The 20,077-nt window shown below is 31.4% G+C and carries 15 protein-coding genes; 10 read left to right on the top strand and 5 right to left on the bottom strand.

The genetic code is table 11. The features are described 5' to 3' along the window. Positions 1-50: 50 nt before the first annotated feature. Positions 51-977, bottom strand: coding sequence for a TIGR01777 family oxidoreductase (locus FWJ34_RS06900; RefSeq protein ID WP_308254592.1), 927 nt, complete (start codon positions 975-977; stop codon positions 51-53). 169 nt (positions 978-1,146) lie between these two features. Between FWJ34_RS06900 and FWJ34_RS06895 the strand changes: the two genes are divergently transcribed. Then, positions 1,147-1,989, top strand: coding sequence for a hypothetical protein (locus FWJ34_RS06895; protein WP_308254591.1), 843 nt, complete (start codon positions 1,147-1,149; stop codon positions 1,987-1,989). A 223-nt stretch (positions 1,990-2,212) separates the two neighbouring features. Further along, on the top strand, positions 2,213-3,202 hold the full coding sequence (locus tag FWJ34_RS06890; protein ID WP_308254590.1) for a hypothetical protein: 990 nt from the start codon (positions 2,213-2,215) through the stop codon (positions 3,200-3,202). A 242-nt stretch (positions 3,203-3,444) separates the two neighbouring features. Here FWJ34_RS06890 and FWJ34_RS06885 read toward each other — a convergent pair whose 3' ends face one another. After that, the gene (locus FWJ34_RS06885) at positions 3,445-4,590 is read right to left on the bottom strand and encodes a ferrochelatase (RefSeq protein WP_308254589.1); all 1,146 of its coding nucleotides are present in this window, start codon (positions 4,588-4,590) and stop codon (positions 3,445-3,447) included. A gap of 223 nt (positions 4,591-4,813) precedes the next feature. Here FWJ34_RS06885 and FWJ34_RS06880 point away from each other — a divergent pair, with 223 nt between their 5' ends. Further along, the gene (locus tag FWJ34_RS06880; RefSeq protein ID WP_308254588.1) at positions 4,814-6,817 is read left to right on the top strand and encodes a family 10 glycosylhydrolase; all 2,004 of its coding nucleotides are present in this window, start codon (positions 4,814-4,816) and stop codon (positions 6,815-6,817) included. 86 nt (positions 6,818-6,903) lie between these two features. Here the strand turns inward: FWJ34_RS06880 and FWJ34_RS06875 are convergent, their stop codons facing one another. Then, positions 6,904-7,215, bottom strand: a complete 312-nt coding sequence (locus tag FWJ34_RS06875; RefSeq protein WP_308254587.1) for a type II toxin-antitoxin system PemK/MazF family toxin — start codon at positions 7,213-7,215, stop codon at positions 6,904-6,906. Between the two features lie 157 nt (positions 7,216-7,372). Beyond that, a complete protein-coding gene (locus tag FWJ34_RS06870) occupies positions 7,373-10,315 on the bottom strand; it encodes a glycosyltransferase (protein WP_308254586.1) in 2,943 nt (980 codons plus the stop codon). A gap of 262 nt (positions 10,316-10,577) precedes the next feature. Between FWJ34_RS06870 and FWJ34_RS06865 the strand changes: the two genes are divergently transcribed. From FWJ34_RS06865 to FWJ34_RS06850, 4 genes are all read left to right on the top strand, one after another. Next, positions 10,578-12,086 carry a serine/threonine-protein kinase gene (locus FWJ34_RS06865; RefSeq protein ID WP_308254585.1) on the top strand — a complete coding sequence of 503 codons (1,509 nt, stop codon included), beginning with the start codon at positions 10,578-10,580 and terminating at the stop codon, positions 12,084-12,086. Between the two features lie 77 nt (positions 12,087-12,163). Continuing rightward, complete coding sequence (locus FWJ34_RS06860; RefSeq protein WP_308254584.1) at positions 12,164-12,547, top strand: DUF2358 domain-containing protein; 384 nt, start codon at positions 12,164-12,166, stop codon at positions 12,545-12,547. A gap of 44 nt (positions 12,548-12,591) precedes the next feature. After that, positions 12,592-12,876 (top strand): DUF3493 domain-containing protein, encoded by a 285-nt coding sequence (locus FWJ34_RS06855; RefSeq protein WP_308254583.1) that lies wholly within the window; start codon positions 12,592-12,594, stop codon positions 12,874-12,876. Between the two features lie 110 nt (positions 12,877-12,986). Continuing rightward, positions 12,987-14,621 carry an AarF/ABC1/UbiB kinase family protein gene (locus FWJ34_RS06850; RefSeq protein ID WP_308254582.1) on the top strand — a complete coding sequence of 545 codons (1,635 nt, stop codon included), beginning with the start codon at positions 12,987-12,989 and terminating at the stop codon, positions 14,619-14,621. Between the two features lie 135 nt (positions 14,622-14,756). Here FWJ34_RS06850 and FWJ34_RS06845 read toward each other — a convergent pair whose 3' ends face one another. Next, a complete protein-coding gene (locus tag FWJ34_RS06845; RefSeq protein WP_308254581.1) occupies positions 14,757-16,340 on the bottom strand; it encodes an EcsC family protein in 1,584 nt (527 codons plus the stop codon). A gap of 168 nt (positions 16,341-16,508) precedes the next feature. Here FWJ34_RS06845 and FWJ34_RS06840 point away from each other — a divergent pair, with 168 nt between their 5' ends. From FWJ34_RS06840 to sat, 3 genes are all read left to right on the top strand, one after another. Then, positions 16,509-17,084 carry a Uma2 family endonuclease gene (locus FWJ34_RS06840; protein ID WP_308254580.1) on the top strand — a complete coding sequence of 192 codons (576 nt, stop codon included), beginning with the start codon at positions 16,509-16,511 and terminating at the stop codon, positions 17,082-17,084. A gap of 119 nt (positions 17,085-17,203) precedes the next feature. Next, positions 17,204-18,613 (top strand): class II fumarate hydratase, encoded by a 1,410-nt coding sequence (fumC, locus tag FWJ34_RS06835; RefSeq protein WP_308254579.1) that lies wholly within the window; start codon positions 17,204-17,206, stop codon positions 18,611-18,613. Positions 18,614-19,130: 517 nt separating this feature from the next. After that, positions 19,131-20,077: sulfate adenylyltransferase (gene sat, locus FWJ34_RS06830; RefSeq protein ID WP_308254578.1), on the top strand; the 947-nt coding region annotated here is incomplete at its 3' end.

The following is a 20,077-nucleotide window of genomic DNA, read 5'->3' as shown; positions in this document are numbered from 1 at the left end:
TTTTGGTGAGGATAGAAAATAGGCAATATTTTTAATGGTTTTTATCCTTATTAAAATTCCTGGGTGATAATTTGCTCTAATGCCGGTTTAAGATTTGGATAACGAAAATTATAGTTCATTACTTCCATTGTTTTTTGGGGTAACACTTTTTGTCCTTCTAAAACTACTTTTGCTCCATCACCCAAGAGTAATTCTAAAGCAAAACCCGGCACCGGAAGCCATGAGGGGCGTTTGATTACTCTTCCTAAAGTTTCACATAATTGATTCATGGTAACAGGATAAGGTGCAGTGGCGTTAAAAATACCATTAATATTACTATCATTCAGAGCTTGAATAATCATCTCTATCACGTCATCTCGATGAATCCATGAAAACCACTGTTTACCATCACCAATAGGACCTCCGGCAAAGAGTTTAAAAGGTGGTATCATTTTAGCTAAAGCTCCTCCATTACCTAAAACTATCCCAAAACGAAAAATTACTAATCTAACTCCCGTTTCTTTTACTTTTGCCGCTTCAGTTTCCCATGCTTGACAAACTTGAGCTAAAAAATCTTTTCCCCCAGGACTAATTTCTGTATAAGTTTCAGTTTCACTTGTACCGTAAAACCCAATAGCTCCAGCATTAATTAATATTTGAGGTTTTTGACTAGATTTGGCGATCGCCTCTACAATAAATCTAGTGCCTAACTGCCTACTATCAAGAATTTCCTGTTTATAAGAATCACTCCACCTTTCGGCAATGGGGGCACCGGCAAGGTTAATAACAGCATTGCAACCGTTAATTTTATTTTGCCAATTACCTGATTGTTTCGGAGTATAATTGACAAACTCTAAATTAGGGTAAATACTGGGAGAAAATACTGATTTAGCTTGATCAACATTACCGGTTAAGATGATAATTTGATTGTCTTGGGCTAATTTTTCGACTAATTTTTTACCGATAAAACCGGTTGCACCAGTAACAACTATTTTCATTAATTTTTGATATTTTATAATTATCTTATCGTTAATAAATTAGCATAAATGGTTAAGATGATTTTTGTGCTTTTTTCTCAAGTTTAGTAAAACTTAATTTTGTTTATAATTTGAAAAATAGCTAGTATAATTGTATTGATACTTAAAATTAAATTATTCTTTTTAGATTATGACCATTAAACCATTAGTATTAATCAGTGACTTTGTAACGACAGATCATGGAAAATACATCGTTAAAGTTTCAATATATAGTGATGGTACTATTTTAGGTTCAGCATTAGCTGGAGAAGATACAGTAGAAAAAGCTGAAGATTCTGCTAGAAAAAGGGCGATCGCATTGGTTAATAAGATGTTAAATATAAACGTAGTTGAAACCCCTGCTCAAATTAGCGATGTTAAATCTTCTCCTAAAATATCAAATGTTGATGTTTCTTTAAAGACTCAATCCCCTAAAAAAGAGGCCACAAAGATAAAAACCAGTGTAAAATCAATTAAAACGGAAGAAAAACTCATCTCACCAAATTATATTGATGTAGGAGAAAAGAATACTCCTTCCCCGCCAGAAGATGAGGCGAATATGACAATAAATGATGATGAAATTTCTCTTGATAATTTGACCAATAACGATGATTATAAAGAAGAAAATTCCTCTGAACTTTTCCTAAATATTAAATCTCCAGAAAATGCGGAAACATTGAATCTGTTTGAAAGCAAATCAATTAAAGAAAATAATGATCATTCTCAAGATAATTTCGACAATAACTTAATTTTATTTCCGATGGAATCACAAGAAGAAAATTCTTCCTCAGAAACAACTTTATCTTTAGCTGACTTAGGTGATACCATAGATTTTTCGCAAATTATAGATCAAACTAGCATTGAAATGAAGCGGTTAGAATGGACACAAGATCAAGGTAAAAAATACCTTCTGGAAACTTATGGCAAAAAATCTCGTCATTTATTATCAGATGAAGAATTAATTGAATTTTTACAATATCTTAAAACTCAATAGATTAATATCTCCATTCTATTTTTGATGAGTTATATTATTAAACTAAAATCATTAATTTTTATCTAAGTTAAAAAAATTATCCCTAAATTGAAATCTCCTTTTTCAACGGATATTTAAGAGAATCAGCTTTATCTTTTGTGGTATTAAAGTTTTCTAGCATAACTGAAGATAATTGCTATATTCCTTTGCTATCATTAAAATCTGTACCGCTAAAATTATGATTATGAAAAAAAATACTCCTATTTTAAATTCTAAATTACCTCGTTTTCGGTTACATTTATTGTTAGGATTGAGCAGTTTTTTAGTATCTCCTTTCATTACTTTATTCACAGGTCAGAGTGCTATTGTATCAGCTAATACAGAAATAATAGTTGATCCTTATAACGATTCAAACTTTGAACCATTGCCAATTAACGGAGAATCAATTAAAACTAATTCATCTAATAAAAATAAACTACTACCAACGGGAAATCAAAATAACACCATAGGAGAAATATTAATTAAAGGAAATCCAACTCCTCAACCTCCTGCCGTTGTTTCAGGAAATTTAATTAAATCTAATCAAACGTTACCACAAATTCCACCTTTATCAGAACCTTACCGTAAGCCGAATATAAATAACGAGATTAATCAAAATTCACCAGATAATGAAAAAATACAAGGAAAAATAACTACTGTATCCGACTCAATATCACCTTTTGATCAAACTCCTAACGATAATCAACCGAATTTATTAGAGACAAAAACAATCAAACCTTCTAATAATATCAACACAACTCCAAGATCGATCAATTTAAGTCCGAATGCTTTTTCCTCTCCCAATAATAACCCCAATAATGATGAAAATATTAACACATCTTCTCCTCAACAAACTACTCCCAACTTAGGTAGAAGAAGAAGTTTAAATGAAATTTTAGTTTTCTCTACACCACCTGAAAATAATTTTAATACTTCAACTGTCACAGCTACCACTTCTATAAATCAAGCATCATCTTTAAGTATAACTAATAACAGTATTCATAAAGTTTTAGTAAAGATCAATAATTCAGCACAAGAATCTCAAGTAAGATCTCTTTATCCTGAAGCCTTTCGTACAAATTTAAGAGGAGAACAAATGTTGCAAGTGGGTGTTTTTACTCATTCAGATACAGCCCAAGGGGTATCTAATTCTTTAAAAAATATTGGTTTAAACGCAGTAATAATTAAAAATTAGGATTTTATAATTAGGGGTTGCCTCATAGTTTTTTGGTGAGGGTAGGAGTTGCGGAGTTACGGAATCAGGAATAGTTAACTTAGATACGTCTCATTTAATTTCAATGCAGGGCAAAAAGAAAAACAGAAAAAATAACTCAAGATTTAGTAAATCAAACTGATTGAAAAACAGATAATTAACAAGAGTCATTCCTCAAAATTATAAACTCTGTCGCTTATTACTTATTACTTATTACTTTTTATTTAATGATGATGATGCTCATGACTATGATGATGATGCCCATGACTATGACTACCTTTAGCAAGACTAGGATTAATTACCATTGCTGATTCTGTTAGTAAAGATTCAATCAATGGATTTGCCCATTCTGCTGCCATAGCACAAAATTCATCGTTATCATTAACGCACTCCATTTGTACATAGTTGACACTCGGATATTTTTTTTGTAAACCTTCGATAATATGCTCAACGTCTAACAAAGTTTCGTGATTCTCAGTAGCGAAGCCTATCGGCATAAATACTAAGGCTTTTGCCCCTAATTCGATCAAATTTCTACCTGCTAATTCAGCATTAGGTTGAGTCCATTTTATCAATGGTGTTTGATGGTTTAACCAACCGACAGAAATTAAAGGGAAACGATTAATCAGTTTTTCTCTGACTAAATCATATAATTTTTGGCTTTCATCAATACCAGAGGTAAAACCTTTAGCCTCATGAGGACAACCGTGATTCATTAAAACTATACCAATTTGAGACGGTAAATAAGCCGAACTTAAACGGTGATTTATTTCTTTTTCCACCAATTTTGCTAATAAATCAATATATTTCGGTTCATTATAAAAAGAAGGTAGATAAGCCATCGATTTAATCCAATGTTCTTCTAAATTCTCTGTTTTAGCTAAGGCTTGGTTAACTTGTTCTACGGCTATACCACTGGTAAAAATAGAATCTACTACTAATAAAGGATAAATCAATATTTTATCAAAACCTTCTCCTTGAATTTGCTTTAATACTTGATGAGGTAAATACGGCGCACAAAAATTGAAGGCTTTAAATACTTTAACTCGATCGCCCCATGTATGTCTAAGATGATGTTCTATATTATGGCGTTGATGCTCAAAAATACCATTATGAGGAGAGATAAAATTACCGTGTTGATGACTCCATTCATGTAAATCAAACATTGCCAATAATTTAGCAATGGGAGGATATATCCACGTTGGCACAGGGGCAAATTTTGCCGTTAAAAGATTCAAAGCCTGTTCGTTATAATTAGCAAAGTCTTCATAACTTTCTACTTCCCCGTATCCCATTAATAATACGGCTACTTTATCGTGGGAATTTTCTGAGGAGTTGGTATCGATGATTCTTTCTGAAGTTGCAACCACAATTGTTTCCTTAATTAACTAACTGTTCTTTATATCCATTATAGGGGGATATTTTATAACAATTAACAGTTCACAATCGAGAAAATTAATCATTGATAGTTGACAATTAAATTTCTTTTAATTCCTCACTCCTAACTCTTAATTACCAAGAGTTGGTATGATTGATTAATTATTATTTAATATTTCTTAATGTCTATAATTTTCATTTATTGTAATTAACACCATGATTAACTCTAAAACCCTAAGTTTAGCCAAAAACCTTGATAAATTGTTATTTTTAGTAGCTATTCTTTTTACCACTCCTATTTCCGCTGAAAATCTGCCTTTAGCATCTGATCTTAAGCCTATATCTTCTCCTTCGATTACAACTACCCCTATTCAACAAGCATCTTTACCTTTTAATCGCCCTTCTCAAAAAGAAATTGAGCAAATGAAACGAGAGTTAGAGGATTTAATTCATCGTGTGGAAAGTACTTTAATTACAGTAGAAGCAAAACAAGTTCGATATAATACTCCGATGACTGCGGTTGCTGATTATATGCTGAAAAATCCTCCTAAATCAAATGTAACAAATAAAGAAAATAAAAGTAATCAAAGTTTTAGTAACAATAAAGCCTCAGAAGCCATTGCTAATGCTCGACAAGTACTTCAAGATTTTCCCACTTTAGCCTTACAAAATTATAGTCAAGCTCGACAAATATGGTTAGATGCCCGTCGTAATTTATGGGATAGTTATCCTGTCGATCGCCATTTTGCTCAACCAGAAGTAAGAGCCATGTGGGTAGATAGAGGTACAATTGTCAAAGCTAAGTCAAAACAAGATCTTGCCCCTTTATTCGATCGCATGGCAGAATCAGGAATTAATACAGTATTTTTGGAGACTGTTAACTCTAGTTATCCTATTTATCCTAGCAGAGTAGCACCAGAGCAAAACCCCATGACAAAAGGATGGGATCCCCTGCAAGCCTCCATTGAATTAGCCCATGAAAGGGGCATGGAATTACACGCTTGGGCGTGGATTTTTGCGGCGGCAAATCAAGGGCATAATCGTATTTTAGGACAACCTGAAAATTATTTAGGTCCTGTATTGTCTCGTAATCCTAGTTGGGTTTTAAAAGATCAAAATGGTGCAGTATTTAATCGTACTCCGGGCTTTAAAAAAGCATTTTTTGATCCAGCAAATCCCCAAGTCAGAAATTATCTATTAGCTTTATTAGAAGAAATTGCGACTAATTATGATGTAGATGGTATTCAATTAGACTATATTCGTTATCCTTTTCAAGATGGAATTACTAAGCAACAATTTGGTTACACTAATGTCAGTCAAGAATTATTTAAACAAACCTATGGTATTGATCCTAAAAATATTAAACCTTCTTCTCCCCTATGGAGTCAATGGACTGGTTTTCGCATTCGTCAAATCACCAGTTTTGTGTCAGAAAGTTCACAGCGACTCAAAGCTAAACGTCCTAATTTAGTGATCTCTACTGCCGTATTTCCTATCGAACGACGTGAGCGTTTATCTGTGTTGCAACAAAATTGGGAAGATTGGATTGATCAAGGTTATGTGGATATGATGTTATTAATGACTTATGCCCTACATACTGGTAGTTTTGAAGATCGCACTAAATCTGTATATGAATTTTCTGCTAAAAATTCTAGTTTAATTATCCCCGGTATTCGTTTACTAAATGTACCCAATGCCGAAGCCTTTGATCAAATGCAATCAGTTCGTAATATGCCTTCTGGGGGTTTTGCCTTATTTGCCGCCGAGAATTTTAATCCGGCTTTAGGCACAATGTTCAAACAAACTCAAGGTAACTCAACTGAAATGAAAGAACCTTTACCCCATCGTCAACCATTTCAAAGCGCCGTTTCTCGTTATGAGGCGTTACAAAAAGAATGGAATTTTATGTTATTAAATCATCAAATGACTATTGATCCTCGTTTTCTGAAAGAATGGTCACAACAAGCTGATCAATTAGGCGATCGCCTCAAAAATTTAGCGCAAAATCCCACTTCTAATAATTTAATCATAGCGCAAAAAGAACTATCTTCCCTCAAAATGAAATTACCTAATTATTTAGGAAAATATAAACAACAACAACCCTTACAATTAGATACCTGGATGAATCGCCTAATCACTCTTGAAAATTTACTACAATACGGAGAAAGAACCATTATTGCTAATCAAATTAAAAACAATAATATTTCCACTATAAAATAGAAGTGGCTCAATAAATCTAAAGCTCTTAAATTAGTGCTAGGAAAGCATCTAGGTTTACTGATGAGGATACTTGACACCAACTTAAGTTAAGTCTCAGACTCAAGTTTCCCTAAAAGACGAATTAAACGAGTTTTATCAAGTACTCTTATTTGATAACATAAAGCTACAGAATCTTCGGCTAATCCTCCATTACCTTTCTCAATTTTCAGACAAATAGGCAAACTAGCTCGACTTTGATTAGTTGTTAGAGGTATCGTTATAACTGTAGTAGAAAAACGAGAAACAACTTCATTCTGAAAAATTATAACAGGACGAATCCCCGCTTGTTCAGAATCTTTAGTGGGATTAAGATTCCCTAACCATATTTCACCACGTTGCAGAGAATTACTTTCAGTCATATACTCTCTCCCTGATTCAACATATTGAGATAATCACTCATCAAGTTAAATCAGTGATACCCAATGGGGGATTGAGTCAAGATAAGGAGTAACAACGGGCTTAAGCCCTTTGCGTTCTTAAGAATTAATAAAAAATGTAAGTTTAATGCGTCTTAGCTTACCATAGAAGTGAATGTTGTTGATAACGATTATCGTTAAAAATTTGATAATTAAAATTAATATTATTTATTGTTAAATTTTTGGCTATTTGTTCGTGATAATAACTTATTTTTTGCATTATTTTTTGAGTTTTAAATAATTGCTGAGTAATAGAAATTTTGTCATCAATATATTCTAAATTTTGATAACTTTCACGAATTTTTTTTACTCCCGGTGCGAATTGTAAAAAAGGAGATTGAGGACAATTTTCCTCTAACCATAAAATTAATTGATAAGCTAAATCAAAATCGGTACTATTATCATTTAAAAAAGTTTTTCTATAGTTGAGACAAGATAATAATAATTTTTCAACTCTAGATGTGTCTTGATTATTAAAAATGTATTTTATTCCCCCAAGACTACGATATAAATACCATGCTTTTATATCCTCAATTTCAGCTAGTGGGCTTTGGGTAGTGCGATTGTCAGGATAATTCCAAAAAATACCCCAAACATTATCCACTAATTCATAATGGATATGAGGTAAAACTCTATTTTTAAATTCCGTATCTCCGGCGCCTCGAAAATTCTCATCATAAAAACCGAAACGATAATGCAGATTTTTTCGATATAATCCTCCCACATAAGTTAAATAGCAGGTGTCAAGGTAAACTAAATCTTGAGTAAAATTACGGCGGTTATACCCCATCAAATCTCGAAGCCAGTTACCCTTTTCGTCAACTTCTGTTACCAAACTATGACCGACTACCCAATCTAAGTTATGATTTTGATCAAGTTTAGCCGCTAAAATTTCTAAACCATCAGCAGTTATCATTTCGTCAACACCCAAAAAAGTTATGTAAGGAGATTGAGATAAGAGAATGCCTCGATTCCATGCACTTTGGATAGTTTCCCTTTCCTCACTTCTAGCGTAAACAATGGGTAAATTTAAAGTTGGTAAAAGTTGTTGAAAAACTCCGTATTCTTGTTGGCGTGAACCACTATCAATTAAGATTATTTCAGCTTCTTGTTTTTGACATATAGTTTGTTGGGCTAAAACTGACAAAAAACGCCCGATTTTACTTTCTGCATTATATAACGAAACGATGATTGAAACTCGATAATTTTTCTTTTGGCGATAATCTTTAATAAATTCGTAGGATTTTTCTTGATAATTAAGCAGATGTTGATAATTATTTAACAGATATTGATAAATTAATTGAGGAGAATTTTTATCCCATGAATAGAGTAACTTTAGCAAAGATGACTCTTCGGAAAAATTATGATTATTTAAAATTTGACTAACAGTTTCTAGTTGATGAAATTTATCTTGATTAAGAAGACGAATAATTCTTATATCATAAGTAGCTGATAATAAATAATTACCCCTAATTTTTTCAAGTCGAGTAATTTCTTGCCAAATTTTTAGACGATTTATATAATATCCAGTTTTGAGTTTATTAACTTTTTCATCAGAGGAAGATTTAAGGGGATGACTTAGATTTTTAAATTGGTTAATTTTCTCGTCAATTTCTGTTGCTGATGTTTCTGACAAATTAAAAATCCTCTTATATTCGGAGGAAAAGAAGATACTCTTAATTAATTGACTCGTGACAATATTTTTTCTCTCTTTAACTTTTAATTTTATCTCATCTATGGTACTTTTTCCTTGATTAACTATCTCTTTAGTGATTTGAATAAGTTGCAATTTTCCCCAATATTGTCTTTTGTGGCAATAACTAATTAACTCATTATACCATTGAGCAGATTTTTTGCTAATTTCTTCCTCAAAATTACTAGATTGATTATAAATATCAACTAAAGTTAATTCTTCTTGATTAATTTCACGAGAAAAGTTAATAATTTTTTCCTGTAAATTAAGACGATAATTGTCATAGTTGTTTAAAAGTTCAACAATTTTTGGTAAACAGGCATAAAAGTTATCCACATCTAATTTAATAAAAGGTATATCAGGAAAATTATCTTCTAAAAAACGACAAACTCCCGCATTTTTACTAATTATAGTTGGGCAACCTGCTAATAATGATTCTAAAGCAACTAAATTTAAAGTATCAAATCGGGAAGGTAAAACTGTTATAGAATTGAGAGCAAAACTTTCTTGCAATTCAGCAGGATTCATCGATGATAATATATTTATTTGACTCAGACGTAAAGCTAACATTTCTTGTAAATAAAATTCTCCTGTTTTCCTGTCTAAGGTTTCCGTATTACCACCAATGATATTAGCTTGATTATAAAGATTTTTAGGTAAAAAACTAACTAAATTAACAAAAATATCGACACCTTTTCCTTTTTCTTTTCTGCCAATAAAATTTAAACTGGGTTTTGTTATCGATGGTTTGTAATTGACTTTTGGAGTAAAATTAAGAAAATTTAAAGGAGAGAAATAATAGTTAGAAAGAAGGCTTCTTTTTTGCCACCACTCCAGATATTTTTTACTAATACCGTAACGAATATCCGCAATTTTATATTGTAAATTTTCAACAAATTCTAAATTATCAATATATTCCTTATTTATTACCCAATCATGTCTTAAACTTTGAGAAACAATACCGTGTAAAGAAATAACTATTTTCTCGAATTTTACTTGATGATAACTCAAAGCTGAAGCTAAAAAAAGTCCATATTGTTCATAATCAGGATAATCAATTATATCAAAATCAAAACCTTTTACTGAATAACCAATATTACTAGAAATTAAAAAAGGGCGAACAATTTTTTCTAAGGGTAAAATAGATTTTAAACCCTTTAAATCTGATTTAACATATTGCTGTTTATAGAGAAACACTTGGGCATTTTTAGGACGAAAATGATTAACTTTTTCATCAATTATCAAATAATAAAATTCAATGTTAGGATTCCTTTCGATAAGATTACGATAAAATGTTTGCCCTCCTCCAATTTTGTGGAATAAGTCAAATTCAGCGATTAAAACTTTCATAGTAAAAAAATTATTGATAAATTGAGAATATAATTGATAATTAAGTGATCAACTTTTCCTAAAAATATATAATATTTTTGGTTAAATATTTTTAATTGGTTTGTAGTAAGGGATTTATCCCTCAATTTTCCTAATTATGATCAATGTTTAATATATAAAATAGGCTTTATTAAAATTAATATATTTACAGTGACAGGAAAAACCATAATCAGGGAAAACTAAGAAAACTCTATAATAAAAAACAAAACCATCTAAATCTAGTATGAATAAGGGTGATTTATCAAAAGAAAAACTATTAGTTCAACGTTACCAACTAAAAGAGGTAATCGGAGAGGGTGCAATGGGTATTGTATATCGGGCAGAAGATATTGCTACTAAAAGGCAAAATGTCGCCATTAAAATCCTCTCCCGTGCCTTAGATGACATAAAAATGATTAAAAAGTTTCAACGTGAAGCAACCATAAGTGCTTTACTTTCTGAGAGAAGTGAAAATATTGTCAAAGTTACTGATTATGGTTTGGATGAAAATCAAGTGCCTTTTTATGTGATGGAATATCTTAATGGTGAGAATCTCGGTGATATTATTGATATTCATGATATATCCTTGACTCAATTTCTGGAATTAGCTCGTCAAATTTGTCGTGCGATGGAAACCGCTCATAACGGTATTTTTTTTGAAGGGGAAATTTGCCCTGTTATTCATCGAGATCTCAAGCCTAGTAATATTTTTGTTATAGAAACAGAGACAGGAAAACAACAGATTAAAGTATTAGATTTTGGGATTGCCAAATTAGTTAAAGATGACAACAAGAAAGAAGAAAACTTCATGGGTACTCCTAGGTATTGTTCGCCAGAGCAACTACAAGGAAACGACTTAGATAACCGCTCGGATATATATAGTTTAGGCATGGTGATGTATTTAATGTTGAGTAAAAAATATCCTTGGAATTTAGAAATAGACTCTTCTGGTGAGTGGTATAAAGCACATACAGAAAAAATACCAGCTAATTTTTCTCCTGAATTAAATATTCCTATAGACTTAGAAAAATTAATTTTACGTTGTCTGGAAAAATCTCCTATTAATCGTCCTCAAAGTGTGGGTGAAATCATCCAAAAGTTAGAATTTATTGTTCGACAAATAAATCTAAATAATAAAAATATTTCATCTAATTTTTTTGCAGCAAATGAATTTGAAAATCAATCAAAATTAACATTAGATAAATTTTTATTACAGAGTAAATGGGCTAAAAATAAACCCATTCAAAAGATTGTTTATCCTCGCATAATTACCTATGAAACAAACATTTTACCAACTATTTGCACTATGTTAGAGAAAGAAGATATTAAAAAAAGAAAAAATAATATTCGTTACAATCAATTTTTATTTCAAAGTTATCCTCATCCTATGATTTTATGGTTAACAGTATTATATAGCCATGAAAATGGTGCTCGTTGGCTACCTTGTTATTTAGATTTAAAAAGTAATATTGGTCAACAAGTTGTTAATCTATTAAGTGATTCTAAAGAATATTTTTTACTTTTTTTTAGTCTTGAAAAACCTCAAAACTGTCAAGATTTTTTATCTTTTAAAGTCATGCTTAAACAACGAACAAATTTAAAACAATGGGCTTCTGTTAGTAGTATGATAAGCGTAAAACATAATGAAGAGGCAATTGTTAGTAGAAAAAAACTTAAACAGGATTTAGAGGAATTAAAACCAAAAATTATTTTAGAAATAGAAAAAAGTAATACTCAAGAGTTGCACTTTTAAATAAATCCTGATCATGGATACAATAATAAAACTACCAATAATTAAAACAAAAAAATTAAATTACTTACCATAAAATCATGAATTTAACAGAAATAATTAAACAAGACTATCAACAATTTCCTGAAAATCAAACTTATAGTATTTATGATGAAAATGTACATTTTAAAGATCCTATTTATAACTTTTATGGCTTAAAAAAATATCAAAAAATGATTGCTTTTCTCAAAAAATGGTTTAATAATTTACATTTAGAACTACATGAAATTAAACACAATAACAATCAAATAGATACCCGTTGGACAATGTCATGGAATAGCCCTTTACCTTGGCAACCTTTTATCTGTGTTTCTGGTAGAAGTGAGTTAAAATTGAAAGATAACCTAATTATCGGTCATTATGATTATTGGGACGGAACTTTTTGGGATATGATTAAGCAACATTTTATCATCAAAAAAAGTTAAATAACAACAACTTATTAATTAGTAATAAACAGCTTCCATAAAACATGAATAATAATTTTAAAAATATTCAAAATAATAATAACAAAAATAATTTAGATCAAGAAAAATATGCCTATTTAAAAGCTGAAGCCGAAGCTCCTTATAAGGGATTAAGAAAATTTATTTATTTTGGTATTGGTGCATCAGGAGCTATCGGTGCTTTTATTTTTTTTATCCAAATAATTGCTGGAAAAAATGTTACTAATAATATTCCTAATTTATTAATTCAATTAGGAGTAATTACCCTGATGATTTTATTATTTCGTTGGGAAAATCGGCAAAATACTTGAGTGAACTATAAAATTATTGATGAGGAGAAGTAACAAGTAATAAATAATAAGTAATAATTAATTATTATGGAATAACTATCTTAATTCCTCATTCCTAAAAGCACTAAATTATGTTTTCTTTAACTAAAACTAGCTCACGACAAAGAGAAATTGTCGAAATCGTCTTAGGTAATGGTTGGGATTATATGCGAGGCATCCTTACTAGGGGGAAATCGGATAAACCACAACTTCCTCCTCCAGAAGTATTGCGTAAAATTTTGGTACAATTAGGCCCATTTTATGTAAAATTTGGTCAATTACTAAGTACTCGTCCTGATTTATTACCACCACAATACATTGAAGCCTTAACCGCTCTTCAAGCTCAAGTACCACCTGTAGCATGGAGTTTAATCGAAGGAACGTTGAGAGAACAATTGAAGCAACCCTTAGAAACTATTTTTAGTACTATTGATCCTAATCCAGTGGCGGCAGGATCGATCGCTCAAATCCATCGAGGTAGGCTAATATCAGGGGAAGAAGTAGCTATCAAAGTACAACGCCCGAATATTGATCGTATAGTTAATCAAGATAGTATCTTAATCAAAGGTATTGCAGAAATTATTGCTTTAACAGATTTTGGTAATGATTATGATTTTGTTAATTTAGCTGATGATTTTACTAAAGCAGTACTTGCTGAGTTAGATTTTCGTCAAGAAGGTAATTACACTGAAAAATTACGTTTAAATTTAAGTAATAGTAGTTGGTTTGAAACAGAACAATTAGTCATTCCTAAAATATATTGGCAATATACCACTGAAAAAGTCTTATTGATGGAATGGTTAGATGGTAAACCAATTTTATCAGCTAATATTCCTGATACTAGCAATAAACGTCAAGAAGTAAGCACTTTATTATTTAGAGCCTTTTTTCAACAAATATTTATAGATGGTTTCTTTCATGCTGATCCTCATCCGGGTAATATATTCTACTTGGATGAAGAAAAATTAGGCATTATAGATTGTGGTATGATTGGCAGATTAGATCCTCGCACTCAACAATTATTAACAGAAATGTTACTTGCTATTGTTGATATTGATGCTCAAAGATGCGCCCAATTAACCCTTGAATTATCAGATAGTAACACTGCCAACACAAATTTATCTCAACTAGAAAATGACTATCAGAAGATGTTGAGAAAATATTATAATCTCAGTCTTTCGCAATTAAATTTCAGTGAAGTTTTTTACGAAGTTTTGGAAGTTGCTCGAAATAATAAAATTAAACTACCAGGTAATATGGGATTATTTGCCAAAAGTTTAGCCAATTTAGAAGGTGTAGCTCGTAAATTTAACCCTCAAATCAATCTCTTGGAAGAAATTAAACCCCTTATCACGGATCTTTTTCGCCGTCAATTTCTTGGTGATACTCCTTTTCAAACACTTTTTCGGACAGTTTTAGATTTAAAATCCATTTCTTTGCGATCGCCCCGTCAAATAGATGTAATACTAGATCGTTTAAGCTCAGAGACATTTCTGTGGAATATTCGCATCAAAGAATTAGAAGGATTAAGGCGCAGTTTAGACGATTCTGCTAATAGATTATCATTTAGTGTGGTGGTTGGCTCATTAATTATGGGTGCTGCTATTATTTCTACAGGAGCAACTACAGGGCAATTAATTTTATTGAGTAATATTCTTTTTGCTGTTGCTAGTTTACTCGGATTATGGTTAATTGTTAGTATCATTCGATCGGGCGGACTAAAATAATTAGTAAGAATAAACCTTTATATTTGTAGTAAAGAATTTATCCCTAATCTTCTTAATTTGAAAAGCCTATAGAAGATAAAGCTATAATTAATGTTACTTAGTTATCTTATTTAAAAAGTTCAAACTAAATTATTTTTAGTTATTAATATTCGAGGTGTTTAGTGTTATTTTTTCTTTAATTTTGTTGATAATTTCAAGTTGTGTATAATTAATATTTTCTCCATTTGTTTCCAGTATTTTTTCACACTGTGAATATAAGGGTAAAATAAAATTAGGATCTATTTTATCTAGTAAATTATCTAAATTAGTTTCAGAAATATTAACTTCTTTTAAATTAGAAATAGATTCAGAAGAAAAATTAAGTATATTTAATTGTGATTCAATTTCCGTCCAATTTTTATGAGAATTTTCCGCTAGAATGAAAAAAAATAAAATTTGATCCATAATTTTTTCTTGAGAAATAGCACCTTCTAAAAAAAGATCACTTTCCAAAGCCGAAGCAATTAAATTTTGTGTATTATTTCCATTTAAAATTAAATTTTCATAAAAGCGACAAGCAGAATAACCTATAGCATAAGTCATAGCTACATTTGAACTTGCACCAATAACAGCACCTAATGCTGGAGTTGTCCTTAAAATGTTTAATCCAGCACTAGCGGCATGAGTGCCACCTAACGCAATACCAAAAATAGTTAGAATTTCTTTTTTTCTTTGAGGTGCTTTTAAATTCATTCCGTAAGCTCCGGCAATTTGAAACAACATTTCAGCTTGTAAAGCGGCTACTGCAGCTAAATCTAAAGCTAAAAAAGCCATTGCGGCACCGGGTAACATACTAGAAGCAAATCCAGTACCACCGGCAAAAATTGCTTTTTGTTGCATTAATTTTTGTGCAATTTGATTAGGTGAATCTTCAGGATATTTTGTTTTCAGTGCAATTAATGCTTCTTCAGCTTTTTCTAAATCTATTTGTTCTATAACTTTAGTCAATAAAGGACTATTTGCAATAAATTCCGTTGCTTTATCTAATTCTTGAAAGACTTTTTGTGTTGTTTCTGTAAAAGTTTTATTTATCCCTTCAGCCGTTTCATTTATTTTTTTTGTGGTTTCGTTAGCCGTAGTTGTCAAAGTCTCTCCCATTTTACAAGTAGTTTCTGTCAACTTTTTACCGACATCAGAAGTTGTTGTCGAGATTATGCCAGTAGCTTCTGTAGTATTTTGTATAATTATTTGACTTGTTTCGACTATTTTATCTGTAATGATTTTTCTAGTTTCATTAGATACTTGTAAAACAGTTTTATTCCCTTCAGATATTGTATCAGTCATTATTTTATTTGCTTCGTTTTTTATTTTATTTGACCATCCACTGAAAAAAGTTTTTGGTGTTTTAGTCTCAACAATACCAGTTTCTTTGATGGTACAATCAACCAATTTAATTTCACTGTGAAAATCATAATTATTTGTTTCTAAGTTTTTTATCTTTATTTTTAATAAAGTACAATCTTTTAAGTTAAAATCCTTAATTTTACTAACAATATTATTGATTATTTGTTGATTTAATTCGTTTTTTTTAATAATTAAATTCAAATTTAAAATATCTTTTTCTTTTATTAAATCGCTTTGAATATCTTTTAATTCACAATCTTTCTTTATTATTAAAATTAAATTTGCTAAATTTTCTTGATCAGATGTTTGTTTTTGTATTACTTCGTTAATTTTCATGATAAATATTATTCTTATTTACTAAGTTATTATTATTTTATATTATTATACAAAAGCATTTTGATTAATACAAGATTAAATTACTTTCTGAATTAATAAGAGATAATCATTCATAAATATAATGCTATAATCGGTAAATATTTTATTTTTATTGTGACTTAGTTTCTGATGATCATAGCTACGAAACCCAAAACTGAATTAACTTTAGAAGATTTCTTAACACTTAAGGAAACAAAACATGCATCGGAATTGATTGACGGAGAAATTTATCAAAAACCTATGCCTCAATGCCAACATAGCTTAATCCAAGGACGACTTTGCGAAACTATTAATTTGCTAGTAAGGGAAAATAAAATAGCTTGTGCTTTTCCAGAATTAAGGTGTACTTTTGATGATAAAAGTATTGTACCTGATATAGCAGTTATTCGTTGGGGAAGAATACCTCTTGACGAGAAGGGAAGAATTGTTAATCGTTTTGAGACTTATCCCGATTGGGCGATCGAGATTTTATCACCAGAACAGAGTTTAACGCAAGTATTAGCAAAATTGTTACATTGTTCAAGGCAAGGTACAGAATTAAGTTGGTTAATAAATCCTGATGAAGAAGCTATTTTCGTAGTGTTTCCTGAACAAAAAATAGAACTTTATCAAGAAGAGAATATCTTACCTGTTTTAGAAGGAATTGAAGGGTTAAAGTTAACAGCGGAAATAATTTTTAGTTGGTTAAAATTTAATGGTAATTAAGATAATTTAAAACAAGATTAAGGTTGTGAAATTATTTCTTTTTATTATTTTACTGGACTTTGCGATAGGTTTAATAAATTGAACTAAAATAATTGATCGTTATTCCTCTTAAAAATTTTATGACTGAAATAAACAATTCCAATACTCGTATTGAAAAGGATAGTATGGGAGAAGTTGAGGTAGAAAGCGATCGCTATTGGGGAGCACAAACTCAACGCTCAATACATTATTTTTCTATAGGTGAAGATAAGATGCCTTTAGAGGTAATAAAAGCTCTTGCTATCGTTAAAAAAGCCTCTGCTATGGCAAATAACGAGTTGGGAGTATTATCCTCAGAAAAAGCTCAATTAATTACGCAAGTTGCCGATGAAATTTTGACAGGTAAATTAAATGACCATTTTCCGTTATATGTTTGGATGACAGGAAGTGGTACGCAGTCAAATATGAATGTAAATGAGGTTATCGCTAATCGTGCCATTGAAATTGTCGGAGGGGAGTTAGGCAGTAAAAACCCCATTCACCCTAACGATGATGTCAATAAGTCACAATCTTCTAATGATGCCTTTCCTACTGCTATGAATATTGCTGTGGCGATCGCCATTCATGAACGTTTAATGCCCAAAGTGACAAAATTAAGAAATGCTTTAGAGGAAAAAGCTGAAGCATGGAAAGAAATTATTAAAATTGGTAGAACTCACTTACAAGATGCTGTACCTTTAAGTTTAGGACAGGAATTTTCAGGCTATGTTGGGATGTTAGATGATAATTTAACGAGAATTAATCAAGCCTTGCCTGACATTTATCAATTAGCTTTAGGTGGCACAGCATTAGGCACAGGTATAAATGCACCCATCGGTTTTGCCGAAAAATCTGCCCATCACATCGCCCAATTAACCAATTTACCTTTTATTACCGCCCCTAATAAGTTTACCGTCATGGGTTCTCATGATGCTATGGTAATGTTAAGCTCAACCTTAAAAACCCTTGCTTGTTCATTATATAAAATCGCCAACGATATTCGACTATTGGCTTGTGGCCCTAGAGCGGGATTTAATGAGTTAGAATTACCAGAAAATGAGCCCGGATCATCTATAATGCCGGGTAAAGTTAACCCTACTCAATGTGAAGCCTTGGCAATGGTTGCAGTGCAAGTAATGGGCTATGATTCGGCAGTAAGTTTTGCCGGTGCTAGTGGTATTTTAAATATGAATGTTTATAAGCCAATGATGGTATATAACGTTTTGCAATCCATCAAAATTTTAGGGGATAGCTGTAATAATTTTACCGATTTTACGGTTAAAGACATGAAACCGAATCTTCAACGTATTGAAGAATTAGTTAATCAATCCTTGATGTTAGTAACGGCGTTAAGTCCTAAAATTGGCTATGATAAAGCCTCGAAAATCGCACATCTTGCCCATAAAAAACATCTAACTCTTAAACAGGCGACTTTAGAATTAGGTTATCTTACGGCGGATGAATTTGATCAAGAGATTGATTTACAAAAAATGGCTTACCCCCATAATTGAGTAATCGGTAATGAGTAATATCTTGCAAATACTGTCATTAAACTTTTTTGAAATAAATTTTTAACTTAGATCTTGTACCTCTATCATAAATTATCGGTTAGGGCAGCGGATTTGGGAAAAGAGAAGAGCTCATTGCTGACAATAGACTTCTGCACCAAGTCGCGGCAATGGGCAATGGGCACTCTTGCAATGGTTATTAAAATTGATGATTCCTCACCTTAAATAGATTTTAATTTTTATTTTGCACTCGTGTCTAATAATTGATTTTAAAACTCCTAAAAATAAAACAAGTTCGTTGACTATACTACAAGAATCCCTAAAAAGAAAATTTTTCTTATGTCTTCTAGTCTTCTAGTCTTCTAGTCACCTAATCTCCCTTGTCTGCTTCATCCAATGTTAAAAACCTGCCCTTATGAGATTGCTCACCCTACCTTCTTATTCCTAATTCCTCATTAACTAATTCCTAATTATCCCATTGCTTGATACGATAAATGTGAGAGATTATTAATAAATATATATGAGTAAAATTATAGAAACGATCTCACCCCACGGAGGGCATTTAGTTAATAGAATTGCAACCCTTGCCGAAAGAGATGAATTTATAGCACAGAAAGATAAATTGCCGAGAGTACAATTAGACGAAAGGGCAACCTCAGATCTTGTGATGATTGCTATTGGTGGTTTTAGTCCTCTTAATGGTTTTATGGGACAAGACGATTACGAGAGAGTAGTAGAAGAAATGCGCTTGATGAGTGGACTTCCTTGGTCAGTTCCTATAACATTATCTGTAACTGAAGAAGTAGCAGAACCGTTAAAAGAAGGTAGTTGGGTGCGTTTAGATGATTCTCATGGTAGATTTGTCGGGGTTTTAGAACTTACTCATAAATACCGCTATAATAAAGCTCACGAGGCAATTAACGTCTATCGTACTGATGAAGAACAGCATCCTGGGGTTAAAGTAGTATATGAGCAAGGAGAAATTAATTTAGCAGGACCTATTTGGTTACTACAAAGAGATTCTCACCCTTTATTTCCTGATTATCAACTAGATCCGGCACAATCTCGTAAAATGTTTGTCGATAGGGGTTGGAAAACAGTGGTGGGTTTTCAAACTCGTAATCCTATTCACCGCGCGCATGAGTATATCATTAAATGTGCTTTAGAAATTGTTGATGGTTTATTTTTACATCCTCTCGTTGGTGTCACAAAAAGCGATGATATTCCTGCCGATGTACGGATGCGCTGTTATGAGATTATGGTAGAAAATTATTTTCCTCAAAATCGAGTAATTTTAGCGATTAATCCTTCAGCTATGCGTTATGCTGGTCCTAGAGAAGCCATTTTTCATGCTTTAATTCGTAAAAACTATGGCTGTACTCATTTTATTGTCGGCAGAGATCACGCTGGAGTAGGAGATTATTATGGTACTTATGATGCTCAACTAATTTTCGATGAGTTTAAACC

The sequence above is a fragment of the Geminocystis sp. GBBB08 genome, from assembly GCF_016743215.1.
Taxonomy (GTDB): domain Bacteria; phylum Cyanobacteriota; class Cyanobacteriia; order Cyanobacteriales; family Cyanobacteriaceae; genus Geminocystis.
This window is presented reverse-complemented; position numbering and strand designations above follow the sequence as displayed.